This window comes from Streptomyces yangpuensis, assembly GCF_001005295.1.
Lineage (GTDB): Bacteria > Actinomycetota > Actinomycetes > Streptomycetales > Streptomycetaceae > Streptomyces > Streptomyces yangpuensis.
Genome location: NZ_LBMK01000009.1, coordinates 152512 through 166226, shown reverse-complemented (window position 1 = coordinate 166226; position 13715 = coordinate 152512). Strand labels below are relative to the sequence as shown.

At 71.3% G+C, this 13715-nt stretch carries 15 protein-coding genes; all 15 read left to right on the top strand.

Annotated elements, in window-relative coordinates; all coding sequences use genetic code 11:
* Positions 1–18 precede the first annotated feature (18 nt).
* The 15 genes from AAT21_RS31405 to nusB all read left to right on the top strand — a co-directional run bounded on the left by AAT21_RS31405 (position 19) and on the right by nusB (position 13568).
* Positions 19–459 carry a DUF948 domain-containing protein gene (locus tag AAT21_RS31405; protein WP_046780373.1) on the top strand — a complete coding sequence of 147 codons (441 nt, stop codon included), beginning with the start codon at positions 19–21 and terminating at the stop codon, positions 457–459.
* Between the two features lie 8 nt (positions 460–467).
* Complete coding sequence (locus AAT21_RS31400; protein ID WP_046780372.1) at positions 468–812, top strand: DUF6167 family protein; 345 nt, start codon at positions 468–470, stop codon at positions 810–812.
* Positions 812–3481 (top strand): alanine--tRNA ligase, encoded by a 2670-nt coding sequence (alaS, locus tag AAT21_RS31395; protein WP_046780371.1) that lies wholly within the window; start codon positions 812–814, stop codon positions 3479–3481. The genes AAT21_RS31400 and alaS overlap by 1 nt, the downstream gene beginning before the upstream one ends.
* A 2-nt stretch (positions 3482–3483) precedes the next feature.
* Positions 3484–3954: a Holliday junction resolvase RuvX gene (ruvX, locus tag AAT21_RS31390; RefSeq protein ID WP_046780370.1), complete on the top strand. Its 471-nt coding sequence runs from the start codon at positions 3484–3486 to the stop codon at positions 3952–3954.
* A gap of 128 nt (positions 3955–4082) precedes the next feature.
* A complete protein-coding gene (mltG, locus tag AAT21_RS31385; protein ID WP_046780369.1) occupies positions 4083–5840 on the top strand; it encodes an endolytic transglycosylase MltG in 1758 nt (585 codons plus the stop codon).
* A gap of 6 nt (positions 5841–5846) precedes the next feature.
* Positions 5847–6674, top strand: a complete 828-nt coding sequence (locus AAT21_RS31380; protein ID WP_046780368.1) for a shikimate dehydrogenase — start codon at positions 5847–5849, stop codon at positions 6672–6674.
* Positions 6675–6788: 114 nt separating this feature from the next.
* On the top strand, positions 6789–6980 hold the full coding sequence (locus AAT21_RS31375) for a hypothetical protein (protein WP_046780367.1): 192 nt from the start codon (positions 6789–6791) through the stop codon (positions 6978–6980).
* Between the two features lie 133 nt (positions 6981–7113).
* Positions 7114–8298 carry a chorismate synthase gene (gene aroC, locus AAT21_RS31370; RefSeq protein WP_046780366.1) on the top strand — a complete coding sequence of 395 codons (1185 nt, stop codon included), beginning with the start codon at positions 7114–7116 and terminating at the stop codon, positions 8296–8298.
* Positions 8295–8813: a shikimate kinase gene (locus tag AAT21_RS31365; protein ID WP_046780365.1), complete on the top strand. Its 519-nt coding sequence runs from the start codon at positions 8295–8297 to the stop codon at positions 8811–8813. Before aroC ends, AAT21_RS31365 begins: the two co-directional genes overlap by 4 nt.
* Complete coding sequence (aroB, locus tag AAT21_RS31360) at positions 8810–9901, top strand: 3-dehydroquinate synthase (RefSeq protein WP_046780364.1); 1092 nt, start codon at positions 8810–8812, stop codon at positions 9899–9901. Before AAT21_RS31365 ends, aroB begins: the two co-directional genes overlap by 4 nt.
* Positions 9898–10338, top strand: a complete 441-nt coding sequence (gene aroQ, locus AAT21_RS31355; RefSeq protein ID WP_030965137.1) for a type II 3-dehydroquinate dehydratase — start codon at positions 9898–9900, stop codon at positions 10336–10338. Before aroB ends, aroQ begins: the two co-directional genes overlap by 4 nt.
* A gap of 93 nt (positions 10339–10431) precedes the next feature.
* The gene (locus AAT21_RS31350; RefSeq protein ID WP_046780363.1) at positions 10432–11202 is read left to right on the top strand and encodes an AAA family ATPase; all 771 of its coding nucleotides are present in this window, start codon (positions 10432–10434) and stop codon (positions 11200–11202) included.
* 196 nt (positions 11203–11398) lie between these two features.
* Positions 11399–12505, top strand: coding sequence for an aminopeptidase P family protein (locus AAT21_RS31345; protein WP_046780362.1), 1107 nt, complete (start codon positions 11399–11401; stop codon positions 12503–12505).
* A gap of 59 nt (positions 12506–12564) precedes the next feature.
* Positions 12565–13131 (top strand): elongation factor P, encoded by a 567-nt coding sequence (gene efp / locus AAT21_RS31340; RefSeq protein ID WP_030026187.1) that lies wholly within the window; start codon positions 12565–12567, stop codon positions 13129–13131.
* A gap of 2 nt (positions 13132–13133) precedes the next feature.
* Positions 13134–13568 (top strand): transcription antitermination factor NusB, encoded by a 435-nt coding sequence (gene nusB, locus AAT21_RS31335; protein ID WP_030965741.1) that lies wholly within the window; start codon positions 13134–13136, stop codon positions 13566–13568.
* Positions 13569–13715: the final 147 nt, after the last annotated feature.

Genomic DNA, 13715 nt, shown 5'->3' with positions numbered 1-13715 from the left:
GACAGAGAGCGGTGTGACGTGTCCGGTGTAGAGGTGGCCGGGATCATCGTGGCCGTCTTCTGGGCCATCCTGATCTCCTTCCTCGCCGTCGCCCTGGTGCGGCTGGCGCAGGTGCTCAGGGCGACCACCCGACTGGTGTCCGAGGTCACCGACCAGGCCGTACCGCTCCTGGCCGACGCCGCTGGCACCGTCCGCTCCGCGCGCACCCAGCTCGACCGGGTCGACGCGATCGCGAGCGACGTCCAGGAGGTCACCTCGAACGCCTCCGCCCTGTCCTCCACCGTGGCCACCGCCTTCGGCGGCCCGCTCGTGAAGGTCGCCGCCTTCGGCTACGGCGTCCGCAAGGCACTGGGCAAGAGGGACGCGGCCCCGGGCGGCGTGCCGCCGAGGGAATCCCGCCGTACTGTGATCGTTGGCCGAACGGTGCCGGCCGCCCGGCGCCGGAAGCAGAAGGGCTGAGACCGCCGATGTTCCGCCGAGCCTTCTGGTTCACCGCCGGCGCAGCCGCCGGCGTGTGGGCCACCACCAAGGTCAACCGGCAGCTCAAGAAGCTGACCCCGGAGAGTCTCGCAGCCCAGGCGGCGGACAAGGCCGTCGAGGCGGGCCACCGCCTCAAGGACTTCGCCCTCGACGTCAGAGCGGGAATGACGCAGCGCGAGGACGAGCTGAACGATGCGCTGGGGCTCCACCAGGACCCCGACCGGCCCGACAACGTCACCGCCCTCCCGGGGCCGCGGCGGCTGCGGGCCATCCAGAACGACCAGACCGACCACCGACCAAAGCTTTCGTACAACCGGAATGAGGACCACTGATGGAGTCGGCTGAAATCCGCCGCCGCTGGCTGAGCTTCTTCGAGGAGCGCGGTCACGCCGTTGTCCCTTCGGCGTCGCTCATCGCGGACGACCCGACTCTGCTGCTGGTCAACGCGGGCATGGTCCCCTTCAAGCCGTACTTCCTCGGTGAGACCAAGCCCCCGGCCCCCCGGGCCACCAGCGTGCAGAAGTGCGTCCGTACGCCGGACATCGAAGAGGTCGGCAAGACCACCCGCCACGGCACGTTCTTCCAGATGTGCGGCAACTTCTCCTTCGGCGACTACTTCAAGGAAGGCGCCATCAAGTACGCCTGGGAGCTGCTCACCAGCTCCGTGGCGGACGGCGGCTACGGCCTGGAGCCCGAGAAGCTCTGGATCACGGTCTACCTCGACGACGACGAGGCCGAGCAGATCTGGCGCGAGAAGATCGGCGTGCCCGCCGAGCGCATCCAGCGCCTGGGCAAGAAGGACAACTTCTGGTCCATGGGCGTCCCGGGCCCCTGCGGCCCGTGCTCCGAGATCAACTACGACCGCGGTCCGGAGTTCGGCGTCGAGGGCGGCCCCGCCGTCAACGACGAGCGCTACGTGGAGATCTGGAACCTGGTCTTCATGCAGTACGAGCGCGGCGCCGGCGACGGCAAGGAGGACTTCCCGATCCTCGGCGACCTGCCGTCGAAGAACATCGACACCGGTCTCGGCCTCGAGCGCCTCGCCATGATCCTGCAGGGCGTGCAGAACATGTACGAGACCGACACCCTGCGCGTGGTCATGGACAAGGCCACCGAGCTGACCGGCGTGCGCTACGGCGCCGCCCAGGGCACCGACGTCTCGATGCGCGTGGTCGCCGACCACATGCGCACCTCCGTCATGCTCATCGGCGACGGCGTCACCCCCGGCAACGAGGGCCGCGGCTACGTGCTGCGCCGCATCATGCGCCGCGCCATCCGCAACATGCGCCTCATGGGCGCCACGGGCCCCGTCGTGCAGGACCTCGTCGACGTCGTGATCGACACGATGGGCCAGCAGTACCCGGAGCTCGTCACCGACCGCAAGCGCATCGAGACCGTCGCCCTCGCCGAAGAGGCCGCCTTCCTCAAGGCGCTCAAGGGCGGCACGAACATCCTCGACACCGCCGTGACCGAGACCAAGGCCGCCGGCGGCACGGTCCTCTCCGGCGACAAGGCGTTCCTGCTCCACGACACCTGGGGCTTCCCGATCGACCTCACCCTGGAGATGGCCGCCGAACAGGGGCTCTCCGTGGACGAGCCGGGCTTCCGCCGCCTGATGCAGGAGCAGCGCGACCGCGCCAAGGCCGACGCCAAGGCCAAGAAGACCGGCCACGCCGACGTCGCCGCCTACCGCGAGATCGCCGACGCGGCCGGTGCCACCGAGTTCACCGGTTACGCCACCAACCAGGGCGAGTCCACCATCGTCGGCCTCCTGGTCAACGGCGTCTCCGCGCCCGCCGCCTCCGAGGGCGACGAGGTCGAGGTCGTCCTCGACCGCACCCCCTTCTACGCCGAGGGCGGCGGCCAGCTGGCCGACCAGGGCCGGATCAAGCTCGACACCGGCGCCGTCATCGAGATCCGCGACGTCCAGCAGCCGGTTCCCGGCGTCTCCGTACACAAGGGATCCGTCCAGGTCGGCGAGGTGACGGTGGGCGCCTCCGCGTACGCCGCCATCGACGTCAAGCGCCGCCGGGCCATCGCCCGCGCCCACTCGGCCACGCACCTGACCCACCAGGCGCTGCGCGACGCGCTCGGCCCGACCGCCGCCCAGGCCGGCTCGGAGAACAGCCCCGGCCGCTTCCGCTTCGACTTCGGCTCGCCGAACGCCGTCCCCGGCTCGGTCCTCACCGACGTCGAGCAGAAGATCAACGACGTGCTCTCGCGCGAGCTCGAAGTGACCGCCGAGATCATGAGCATCGACGAGGCGAAGAAGCAGGGCGCCATCGCCGAGTTCGGCGAGAAGTACGGCGAGCGTGTCCGCGTCGTGACCATCGGCGACTTCTCCAAGGAACTGTGCGGCGGCACGCACGTCGGCAACACCGCCCAGCTGGGCCTGGTGAAGCTGCTCGGCGAGTCCTCCATCGGCTCCGGCGTGCGCCGCGTCGAGGCCCTCGTCGGCGTGGACGCGTACAACTTCCTCGCCAAGGAACACACGGTCGTCGCCCAGCTCCAGGAGCTGGTCAAGGGCCGTCCGGAGGAGCTGCCGGAGAAGATCTCCGCCATGCTCGGCAAGCTGAAGGACGCCGAGAAGGAGATCGAGAAGTTCCGCGCGGAGAAGGTCCTCCAGGCTGCCGCCGGGCTCGCCCAGAACGCCCAGGACATCAAGGGCGTCGCCCTGGTCGTGGGCCAGGTGACGGACGGCGTCGGCGCCGACGACCTGCGCAAGCTGGTCCTCGACGTCCGCGGCCGCATCCCTGGCGACCGCCCGGCCGTCGTGGCCCTGTTCACCGTGGCGAACGACCGCCCGCTGACCGTCATCGCCACCAACGAGGCCGCCCGCGAGCGGGGCCTCAAGGCCGGCGACCTGGTCCGTACGGCCGCCAAGACCCTCGGTGGCGGCGGTGGCGGCAAGCCGGACGTCGCCCAGGGCGGCGGCCAGAACCCGGCAGCCGTCCCGGAGGCCATCAGCGCCGTCGAGCGCCTCGTCGTCGAGACGGTCTGACGATGACACTGCGCCGCGGCCGCCGACTGGCCATCGACGTCGGGGACGCCCGGATCGGGGTCGCGTCCTGCGATCCCGATGGGGTGTTGGCCACACCGGTGGAGACGGTTCCGGGCCGGGACATCCCCTTCGCCCACCGGCGGCTGCGGCAGCTCGTCGAGGAGTACGAGCCCCTCGAAGTCGTGGTCGGCCTCCCTCGCTCGCTCAGCGGGCGGGAGGGGCCGGCCGCGGCCAAGGTGCGCGCCTTCGCGACCGAACTGGCCAAGGGCATCAAGCCGGTGACGGTCCGTCTGGTCGACGAGCGGATGACCACGGTCACCGCCGCCCAGGGGCTGAGGGCCTCCGGAAGGAACGCGAAGAAGGGCCGGTCGGTCATCGATCAGGCCGCCGCTGTGGTGATCCTTCAGAACGCTCTTGAGACCGAACGGGTATCGGGTAATCCGCCTGGTGAGTGCGTCGAAGTGGTTGTCTGATCGCGATACGGTAACGTTCCGCGCGATGAGGCGGCATTCGAACAGCCGTCGATCACCGTCAAAGAGGCGGAACCGGTTGCCACGGATGACGGAGTCCGTGGCCTCCGTCTCGCGGCTCTAGGGGACCGATGACTGACTATGGCCGGGGCCGTGGCCCCGAACCCTGGCACCCTGAGGACCCCCTGTACGGGGACCAGGGGTGGACCGGGCACCAGACCCAGCAGGGCCCGGTGCCGTACGCCGGTGCGCCGCAGCAGGAGTACCAGCAGGAGCCCCAGTACCAGCAGCCGTACCCCCAGCAGCCCCAGTACCAGGAGTACCAGCAGTACCCCGGGTACCCACAGCAGCAGCAGTACGCGCAGCAGCAGTACCCCCAGCCTCAGCAGGGGTACGCCCCCCAGCAGGCTCAGCACCCGCAGCAGGCTCAGCATCCGCAGTACGCGCAGCAGCCGCAGTCCCAGCCCCAGCCCCAGCAGCCGGTCTACGACAGCCAGGGCTGGGACACCGGCCAGGGCCAGTACACGGCCGCGGTGCAGACCGACCCGTACGCGGGTGCGGACTACGCACAGCACCCGTCGGCCGGCTACCCGGGGGAGACCCCGGACCTCTACGGCACCGACGAGGCCTTCCCGCCGCCGCAGCCCCCGGGCCGGCGTCACCTGGAGCCGGAACCGGTCGAGGAGAAGGAGCCCGAGGGCGACCTCCGCGTCGGCGGCGCCGGCCGGGACGGTGACGACGACGGTGACGACGACGAGCCCGACGGCCGTCGCGGCGGTCGTACGAAGGGCGGCAAGCCCAAGAAGCGCAGCGGTATGGCCTGCCTGGTCGCGGCCGTGGTCATCCTCGGCGTGGTCGGCGGTGGCGGCTACTACGGCTACAGCTACATCAAGGAGAGGTTCGCGCCCGCCGAGGACTTCGCGGGCGAGGGCGCCGGCGAGACGGTCGACGTCGAGATCCCCAAGGGCGCGGGCCTCGGGCAGATGGGCCGGATCCTGAAGGAGGCCGGCGTCGTCGCGAGCGCCCAGGCCTTCGTCGACGCGGCGAACGCCAACCCCAAGGGCAAGTCCATCCAGCCCGGTGTCTACCCGATGAAGAAGAAGATGTCGGGTGCGGCCGCCGTCGCCGTGATGATCGACCCCACCAAGCTGAACGTCCTCACCGTCGCCGAGGGCTGGCGCAATACCAAGGTGTACGAGGCGATCGACAAGAAGCTCGGCCAGCCCCAGGGCGCCACCCAGGAGATCGCGCAGCGCGAGGCCAAGAACCTCGGCCTGCCGGCCTGGGCCGGGAACAACCCCAAGCTCAGCGATCCCCTCGAAGGCTTCCTGTTCCCGGCGCGCTACGACCTCAGCAAGGACACGACCCCCGAGTCGCTGCTCAGGCAGATGGTCAAGAACGCCTCCGACAAGTACGCGGAGCTGGGCATCGAGGCCAAGGCCAAGGAGCTGGGGCTGGAGAACCCGCTGCAGGTCGTCACGGTCGCCAGCCTCGTCAACGCCGAGGGCAAGAACCACGACGACTTCCGCAAGATGTCCGAGGTCGTCTACAACCGCATGAAGAAGACCAACGACGTCACGAACCAGAAGATCGAGTTCGACTCGACGTACAACTACGCCAAGAACCAGAGCGAGATCAACTTCAACCTCAAGGAAGCCCAGGCGTTCAACAACCCGTACAACACCCACTTCATCAAGGGGCTGCCGGTCGGCCCGATCGGGAACCCGGGCATGGACGCGCTTACCGCTACGCTCAACCCGGATCACGGCGGCTGGATGTTCTTCGTGTCGGTCGACGGCAACACGACGACCTTCACCAAGACCTACGACGAGCACCTCAAGCTCGTCGCCGAGTTCCAGGAACGGCAGAAGCAGAAGAACGGCGGGTAGCAGGACATGACACGGATACGGGCCGCGGTGCTGGGTTCCCCCATCGAGCACTCGCTCTCACCGGTGCTGCACCGTGCCGCGTACCGGGAGCTGGGCCTCGTCGACTGGTCGTACGACCGGTTCGAGATCGACGAGGCCGCGCTCCCGGGGTTCGTGTCCGGGCTCGGCCCCGAGTGGGCCGGGCTGTCGCTGACCATGCCGCTCAAGCGGGCGGTCATCGCGCTGCTGGACGGCGTCAGCGACACGGCGGCCTCGGTCGAGGCGGTCAACACGGTCGTCCGCACCGAGGACGGCCGGCTCCTGGGCGACAACACCGATATCCCGGGCATCGTCGCCGCGCTGCACGAGCGCGGTGTCGAGAAGGTGTCCGCGGCGGCCATCCTCGGCGCCGGGGCCACCGCCTCCTCGGCGCTCGCCGCGCTCTCGCGGATCTGCACCGGCGAGGTCACGGCGTACGTCCGCTCGCGGGCCCGCGCCGACGAGATGCGGCAGTGGGGCGAGCGGCTCGGCGTGGCCGTCCGCACGGCCGACTGGTCGCGGGCGGCCGCGGCGCTCGAAGCACCGCTGGTCATCGCGACCACCCCGGCCGGAGCCACCGACGAACTGGCCGCGGCGGTCCCGGACGCTCCGGGCACCCTCTTCGACGTCCTCTACGACCCGTGGCCCACGGCCCTGGCCGCCGCCTGGTCCGGGCGCGGGGGCAACCTCCTCGGCGGGCTGGACCTGCTGGTGCACCAGGCGGTCCTCCAGGTCGAGCAGATGACCGGCCGCTCCCCGGCGCCGCTCGAAGTGATGCGGCGGGCGGGCCTCGCGGCCCTCTCCGGAGCCCACTGACGCTCCGCGCCGCCGGGGCGGTCCACCGTCTCGGACGATCTTGGCAGGATCGGGCCTACTCACCGGTAATGTCAGCCCTTACCCTGTTCACCTGCACCTTTACAGGGGGATGGGATGGACGGGACCGACACGGAACAGATGCTCGCGTCGAAGTGGGACCTCCCCTTCGCGTTGTTCGCCATGCTCAGGGTCGCCTTCGGTGACCTGCCGATCTGGGCCAAGGCCCTGGTCTTCGGACTCCTCGGTTCCGTCGGCGTGTGGACGGCCGTCAGCTGGCTCCGCGGGCGCCGCGGCCGGGTCCGCTGACCAGCGGGGCGTCCGATAGCTGGACCGGGGCCCGTGAAACCGCTCCGGACGTGGGAGGATTCGGGTGAGGCGGGTCCGGGCCGCGCACCCGATCGCGCCGTCGCAGTACCAGGCGCGAGCATGAGGAGCATCGTTGAGCAGGTTGCGTTGGCTGACCGCGGGAGAGTCGCACGGACCGGCACTGGTCGCGACGCTGGAGGGCCTTCCCGCCGGCGTCCCGGTCACCACCGAGCTGGTGGCCGATCACCTGGCCCGGCGCCGGCTCGGCTATGGCCGCGGTGCCCGCATGAAGTTCGAGCAGGACGAGATCACCTTCCTCGGCGGCGTCCGCCACGGGCTGTCCCAGGGCGGCCCTGTCGCGGTCATGATCGGCAACACCGAGTGGCCGAAGTGGGAGACCGTCATGTCGGCCGACCCGGTCGACCCCTCGCTGCTCAAGGACACCGGCCGCAACGCGCCGCTGACCCGGCCCCGCCCCGGCCACGCCGACCTCGCGGGCATGCAGAAGTACGGCTTCGACGAGGCCCGGCCGATCCTGGAGCGCGCCAGCGCCCGTGAGACCGCCGCCCGCGTCGCCCTCGGCGCCGTCGCCCGCTCCTTCATCAAGGAGGTCGCGGGCATCGAGATCGTCTCCCACGTGGTCGAACTGGCCTCGGCCAAGGCGCCCTACGGCGTCTACCCGACCCCCGCCGACGTCGACAAGCTCGACGCCGACCCGGTGCGCTGCCTCGACGCCGACGCGTCGAAGGCGATGGTCGCGGAGATCGACCAGGCCCACAAGGATGGCGACACCCTCGGCGGCGTCGTCGAGGTCCTCGCCTACGGCGTCCCGGTCGGCCTCGGCTCGCACGTCCACTGGGACCGCCGGCTCGACGCCCGTCTCGCCGCCGCCCTCATGGGCATCCAGGCCATCAAGGGCGTCGAGGTCGGCGACGGCTTCGAGCTCGCCCGGGTGCCCGGCTCGAAGGCGCACGACGAGATCGTCTCCACCCCCGAGGGCATCAAGCGCACCTCCGGCCGCTCCGGCGGCACCGAAGGCGGCCTGACCACCGGCGAACTGCTGCGCGTCCGCGCCGCGATGAAGCCCATCGCGACCGTCCCGCGCGCCCTGGCCACCGTCGACGTGGCCACCGGCGAGGCGGCGGTGGCCCACCACCAGCGCTCCGACGTGTGCGCCGTCCCCGCAGCCGGCATCGTCGCCGAGGCGATGGTCGCCCTCGTGCTCGCCGACGCCGTCGTCGAGAAGTTCGGCGGCGACTCCGTCCCCGAGACCCGCCGCAACGTCCGCGCCTACCTCGACAACCTGCAGATCCGGTGACGGCCGGACCGCTCGTCGTCCTCGTCGGGCCCATGGGGTCAGGCAAGTCCACGGTGGGGGCGCTGCTCGCCGAGCGGCTCGGCGTCCCCTACCGGGACACCGACGCCGACATCGTCACGGCCCAGGGCCGGCCGATCTCCGACATCTTCGTCGACGAGGGCGAGCCGTACTTCCGTGAGCTGGAGCGGCAGGCCGTCGCGGCCGCCGTCGCCGAGCACACCGGAGTCCTCGCCCTCGGCGGCGGCGCCGTCCTCGACGAGGGCACCCGCACGCTGCTGACCGGCCTGCCCGTCGCCTACCTCTCGATGGACGTCGAAGAAGCCGTACGGCGCGTGGGCCTCGGTGCCGCGCGCCCGCTGCTCGCCGTCAACCCGCGCCGCCAGTGGCGCGAGCTGATGGACGCCCGGCGCCCCCTCTACACCGAAGTCGCCCGCGTCGTCGTCGCCACCGACGACCGCACCCCCGAAGAGGTCGCCCAGGCGGTCCTCGACGCTCTGGAGTTGAAGGACGTATGACAGACCAGGTGACGCGGATCCACGTCGGCGCAAGCGCCGGCCATGACCCGTACGACGTGCTGGTCGGGCGGCAGCTGCTCGGCGAGCTCGGCTCCCTGATCGGTACGAAGGCCCAGCGGGTCGCCGTGATCCACCCCGAGGCCCTCGCCTCGACCGGTGAGGCGCTGCGCGACGACCTCGCCGACCAGGGCTTCGAGGCGATCGCCATCCAGGTGCCGAACGCCGAAGAGGCCAAGACGGTCGAGGTCGCCGCGTACTGCTGGAAGGCGCTCGGCCAGTCCGGCTTCACCCGCACCGACGTCATCGTCGGCGTCGGCGGCGGAGCCACCACCGACCTCGCCGGGTTCGTCGCCGCCAGCTGGCTGCGCGGCGTGCGCTGGGTCGCCGTACCCACCACCGTCCTGGCGATGGTGGACGCGGCCGTCGGCGGCAAGACCGGAATCAACACCGCCGAGGGCAAGAACCTCGTCGGCGCCTTCCACCCGCCGGCCGGCGTGCTCTGCGACCTGGCGGCGCTGGAGTCGCTGCCGGTCAACGACTACGTCAGCGGCCTCGCCGAGATCATCAAGGCCGGCTTCATCTCCGACCCGGTGATCCTCGACCTGATCGAGGAGGACCCGCAGGCCGCCCGCACGCCCGACGGCCCGCACACCGCCGAGCTGATCGTGCGCTCCATCCAGGTCAAGGCCGACGTGGTCTCCAGCGACCTCAAGGAATCGGGGCTGCGGGAGATCCTCAACTACGGCCACACCCTCGCGCACGCCATCGAGAAGAACGAGCGCTACAAGTGGCGGCACGGCGCGGCCGTGTCGGTCGGCATGGTCTTCGCCGCCGAACTCGGCCGGCTCGCCGGCCGCCTCGACGACGCCACCGCCGACCGGCACAAGGAGGTCCTCGCCTCCGTCGGCCTGCCGCTGACCTACCGCGGCGACCAGTGGCCCAAGCTGCTCCAGACCATGCAGGTCGACAAGAAGTCCCGCGGCAACCTGCTGCGCTTCATCGTCCTCGACGGACTGGCCAAGCCGACCGTCCTGGAGGGCCCCGACCCGGCGCACCTGATCGCCGCCTACGGCGAGGTGTCGGCGTGAGCCGCCGCGTCCTCGTGCTGAACGGCCCGAACCTGGGCCGGCTCGGCTCGCGCGAGCCCGACGTGTACGGGGCCACCTCGTACGCAGGGCTGGTGGACAGCTGCCGCTCGCTGGGGGAGGAGCTCGGCTTCGACGTCGAGGTCCGCGAGACCAACGACGAGGGCGAGATGATCCGCTGGCTGCACGAGGCGGCGGACGGGAAGATCCCGGTGGTCATCAACCCCGGGGCCTTCACCCACTACTCGTACGGCATGCGGGACGCGGCCGCGCAGCGTACGGCGCCGCTGATCGAGGTGCACATCTCGAACCCGTACGCCCGCGAGGAGTTCCGGCACACCTCGGTCATCGCGGCCGTGGCGACCGGGACCGTGGCGGGCTTCGGGATCGGTTCCTACCGGCTGGCGCTGCGGGCGCTGGCGGACGAGACCGACGCCTGACACTCCCGCCCGGTGGCCTGGTGGACGGCCGGGCCCGCGCGGTCATATAACGTTCTCGCATCAGTGGCAGGAACGAGACGAAAGTGGCAGCGGATGCACCAAGGAGTGGGTGGCGGGGGCTGGGGGCAGCCGGGGCAGCGTCCTTCTGCGCCCCCGCAGCCGCCCATACCCCCGGCCCAGGGCTGGCCGGGTGCGCACCCGCCGGCGCCGCCGTCCCGGCACCCGGCCCCGCCGCCGCCCCAGGTGGCGCCCGTGCCGGAGCCCACCGGGCACATCCCGCTGCCGCCCGCGGTGGCGGGAACGGGCGGCGCCGTGCTCGCCGTCCTGCTGATCGGGCCCGCCGGCGCGGGCAAGACCACCGTGGCCCGGCACTGGGCCAGCACCCGGCCCGTGCCGACCGCCCACATCAGCCTGGACGACGTGCGCGAATGGGTCTGCTCCGGCTTCGCCGACCCGCAGGCCGGCTGGAACGAGCACTCCGAGGCGCAGTACCGCCTCGCCCGCCGCACCTGCGGCTTCGCGGCCCGCAACTACCTGGCCAACGGCATCTCCTGCATCCTCGACGACGCCGTCTTCCCCGACCGGCCCGTGGTGGGTCTGGGTGGCTGGAAGCGCCACGTGGGACCGACGCTGCTGCCGGTCGTGCTCCTGCCCGGCCTGGAGATCGTCCTGGAGCGCAACGCCGAGCGCTCCGGCAACCGCAGGCTCTCCGACGAGGAGGTCGCCCGCATCCACGGCCGGATGGCCGGCTGGTACGGATCCGGGCTGCCGATCATCGACAACTCCCAGCTCGACGTCGAAGGCACCGCCCGCGCCCTCGACGAGGCCCTGGCCAGGGCCCTCCCGGCCCCCAGCGGCTGGTAGCCGCCCGGGGAGGACCTCCGGCAGACCTCCGGGGGAGCCGGCCCGGTGGGACAGGCCCCGGCAACGGGCCGGCCGGGACGGCCCGGGGATCCGGCCTGCGGATCCCGCCCGCCGTGCTGCCCCGCCGTGCCCTGCCGCGCCCCGTCCGGACGCGCTCGCCGGGCCGGATCCGCGGGGCGCTCGTACGCTCGAAGACATGTCAGACGTGTACGCCGCCCGTCGGGGCCTGCTTCGCGACCGATGCGCCGCCGCGGGGAACGCCGCCGCGCTGATCACGCGTCCGGCGAACGTCCGCTACCTCTCCGGGGCGTCACCGCTCGGCGCCGTCCTCCTCGTGGGACCGACCGAGGACGCCCTGTTCTGCGCCGGCGCACCCACCGGCGAGGCCGACGAGGGCCGCCTCGACGAACACCTCCGGGTCACCGTGCTGGCCGGCCGCGGCGGGGACCCCGCCGTCGCGGCGGCCGACGCCGCCTCCTCCGTACGCGCCGACTCCCTCGCCGTGGAGGAGCACCACCTCACCGTCGCCCGGCACCGGGCGCTGCGGTCCGTCGCGCCCGGACTGCGCCTCGCCGACCTCGGGACCGCGGTCGAGCAGCAGCGCCTCGTCAAGGACGAGGGGGAGATCGCCTGCCTGCGGATCGCCGCCGAGATCGCCGACCAGGCCCTGGGCGAGCTGCTGGAGTCCATCCTCGTCGGACGTACCGAGCGCCACCTCGCCCTGGAACTGGAGCGGCGCCTCGTCGACCACGGCGCGGACGGCCCGGCCTTCCCCACCTCCGTCGGCACCGGCCCGCACTCCGGCCGCTCCCGGCACCGGCCCTCCGACCGCAGGGTGGAGGAGGGGGACTTCCTCTCCGTCTGCCTGGGCGCCAACTACCGCGGCTACCGGTGCGAGATCGGCCGGACCTTCGTCATCGGCACGACGCCCGCCGACTGGCAGATCGAGCTGTACGACTGCGTCTTCACCGCCCAGCGGGCGGGACGGGAGGCACTGCTGCCGGGAGCCGCCTACCGGGAGGTGGACCACGCGGCCCGCTCCGTACTGGACTCCGCGGGCCACGCGGAGGCCCTCGCTCCATGGACCGGACACGGCGTAGGCCTCGAAATCGACGAGGACCCGCAGCTTGCACCTACGGCAATGGGTAAACTGGACGCTTGCGTGCCGGTCACCGTCGAACCGGGGGTTCACCTCCCCGGCCGGGGAGGTGTCCGGATCGATGACACGCTCGTCGTACGCCCCGAGGCGGACGGCGGTCCCGAGCTACTCACCATTACGACCAAGGAGCTGCTCGCGCTCTAGCCCGCACTGCCGGGTGGTGCGTGCACCCGTGGTCTTCCAGTGCAGGAGATTCCGCAACCGTGGCTTCCACGAACGACCTCAAGAACGGCATGGTGCTCAAGCTCGACGGTGACCAGCTCTGGTCCGTCGTCGAGTTCCAGCACGTCAAGCCCGGCAAGGGCCCGGCCTTCGTGCGCACCAAGCTCAAGCACGTGCTTTCCGGCAAGGTCGTCGACAAGACCTTCAACGCCGGCACGAAGGTCGAGACCGCCACCATCGACCGCCGTGACATGCAGTTCTCGTACATGGACGGCGAGTACTTCGTCTTCATGGACATGCAGACCTACGACCAGCTGATGGTCGACCCCAAGGCCGTCGGCGACGCCGCCAACTTCCTCATCGAGGGCTTCACCGCCTCGGTCGCGCAGCACGAGGGCTCGGTGCTCTACGTCGAGCTCCCCGCCGCCGTCGAGCTCACCATCGAGCACACCGACCCGGGCGTCCAGGGCGACCGCTCCACCGGTGGCACCAAGCCGGCGAAGCTGGAGACCGGCCACGAGATCCAGGTCCCGCTCTTCGTCAACACGGGCGAGAAGGTCAAGGTCGACACCCGCACCAGCGACTACCTCGGCCGGGTGAACAGCTAACCGTGGCTGCCCGGAGCAACGCGCGCAAGCGCGCCTTCCAGATCCTCTTCGAGGCCGACCAGCGCGGGGTGTCCGTCCGCGAGGTCCTCGCGGACTGGATCCGCCACGCGCGGTCGGACGACCGGCAGCCGCCGGTCAGCGCCTTCACGATGGATCTCGTCGAGGGTTACGCCGACAAGGTGAACCGCATCGACGACCTGATCGTCACCTACGCAGTGGACTGGGACCTCGACCGTATGCCGGCCGCGGACCGGAACATCGTGCGACTCGGTGCCTACGAGCTGATCTGGGTGGACGACACCCCGGACGCCGTGGCCATCGACGAGGCCGTCCAGCTGGCCAAGGAGTTCTCGACGGACGAGTCCCCCTCGTTCGTGAACGGGCTGCTGGCCCGTTTCAAGGACCTGAAGCCGAGCCTGCGGCGCAGCGAGAGCTGACCGCAGGCCACCCCACAGCAGCACCGGCACCGCCGTACGGAAGGGCCCGCAGCGCACGCGCACGCGCTGCGGGCCCTTCCGTCGCCCCGCTCCCGTCGCCGGGGCGCGGGGCGCGGGGCGAAAAGAGGGCACGAAACAGGTGACGAA

Bases quoted from the DNA above. Each gene is read 5' to 3' on its own strand.
- AAT21_RS31400 (WP_046780372.1), top strand. From the start codon at position 468: ATGTTCCGCCGAGCCTTCTGGTTCACCGCCGGCGCAGCCGCCGGCGTG.
- alaS (WP_046780371.1), top strand. From the start codon at position 812: ATGGAGTCGGCTGAAATCCGCCGCCGCTGGCTGAGCTTCTTCGAGGAG.
- ruvX (WP_046780370.1), top strand. From the start codon at position 3,484: ATGACACTGCGCCGCGGCCGCCGACTGGCCATCGACGTCGGGGACGCC.
- mltG (WP_046780369.1), top strand. From the start codon at position 4,083: ATGACTGACTATGGCCGGGGCCGTGGCCCCGAACCCTGGCACCCTGAG.
- AAT21_RS31380 (WP_046780368.1), top strand. From the start codon at position 5,847: ATGACACGGATACGGGCCGCGGTGCTGGGTTCCCCCATCGAGCACTCG.
- AAT21_RS31375 (WP_046780367.1), top strand. From the start codon at position 6,789: ATGGACGGGACCGACACGGAACAGATGCTCGCGTCGAAGTGGGACCTC.
- aroB (WP_046780364.1), top strand. From the start codon at position 8,810: ATGACAGACCAGGTGACGCGGATCCACGTCGGCGCAAGCGCCGGCCAT.
- AAT21_RS31350 (WP_046780363.1), top strand. From the start codon at position 10,432: ATGCACCAAGGAGTGGGTGGCGGGGGCTGGGGGCAGCCGGGGCAGCGT.
- AAT21_RS31345 (WP_046780362.1), top strand. From the start codon at position 11,399: ATGTCAGACGTGTACGCCGCCCGTCGGGGCCTGCTTCGCGACCGATGC.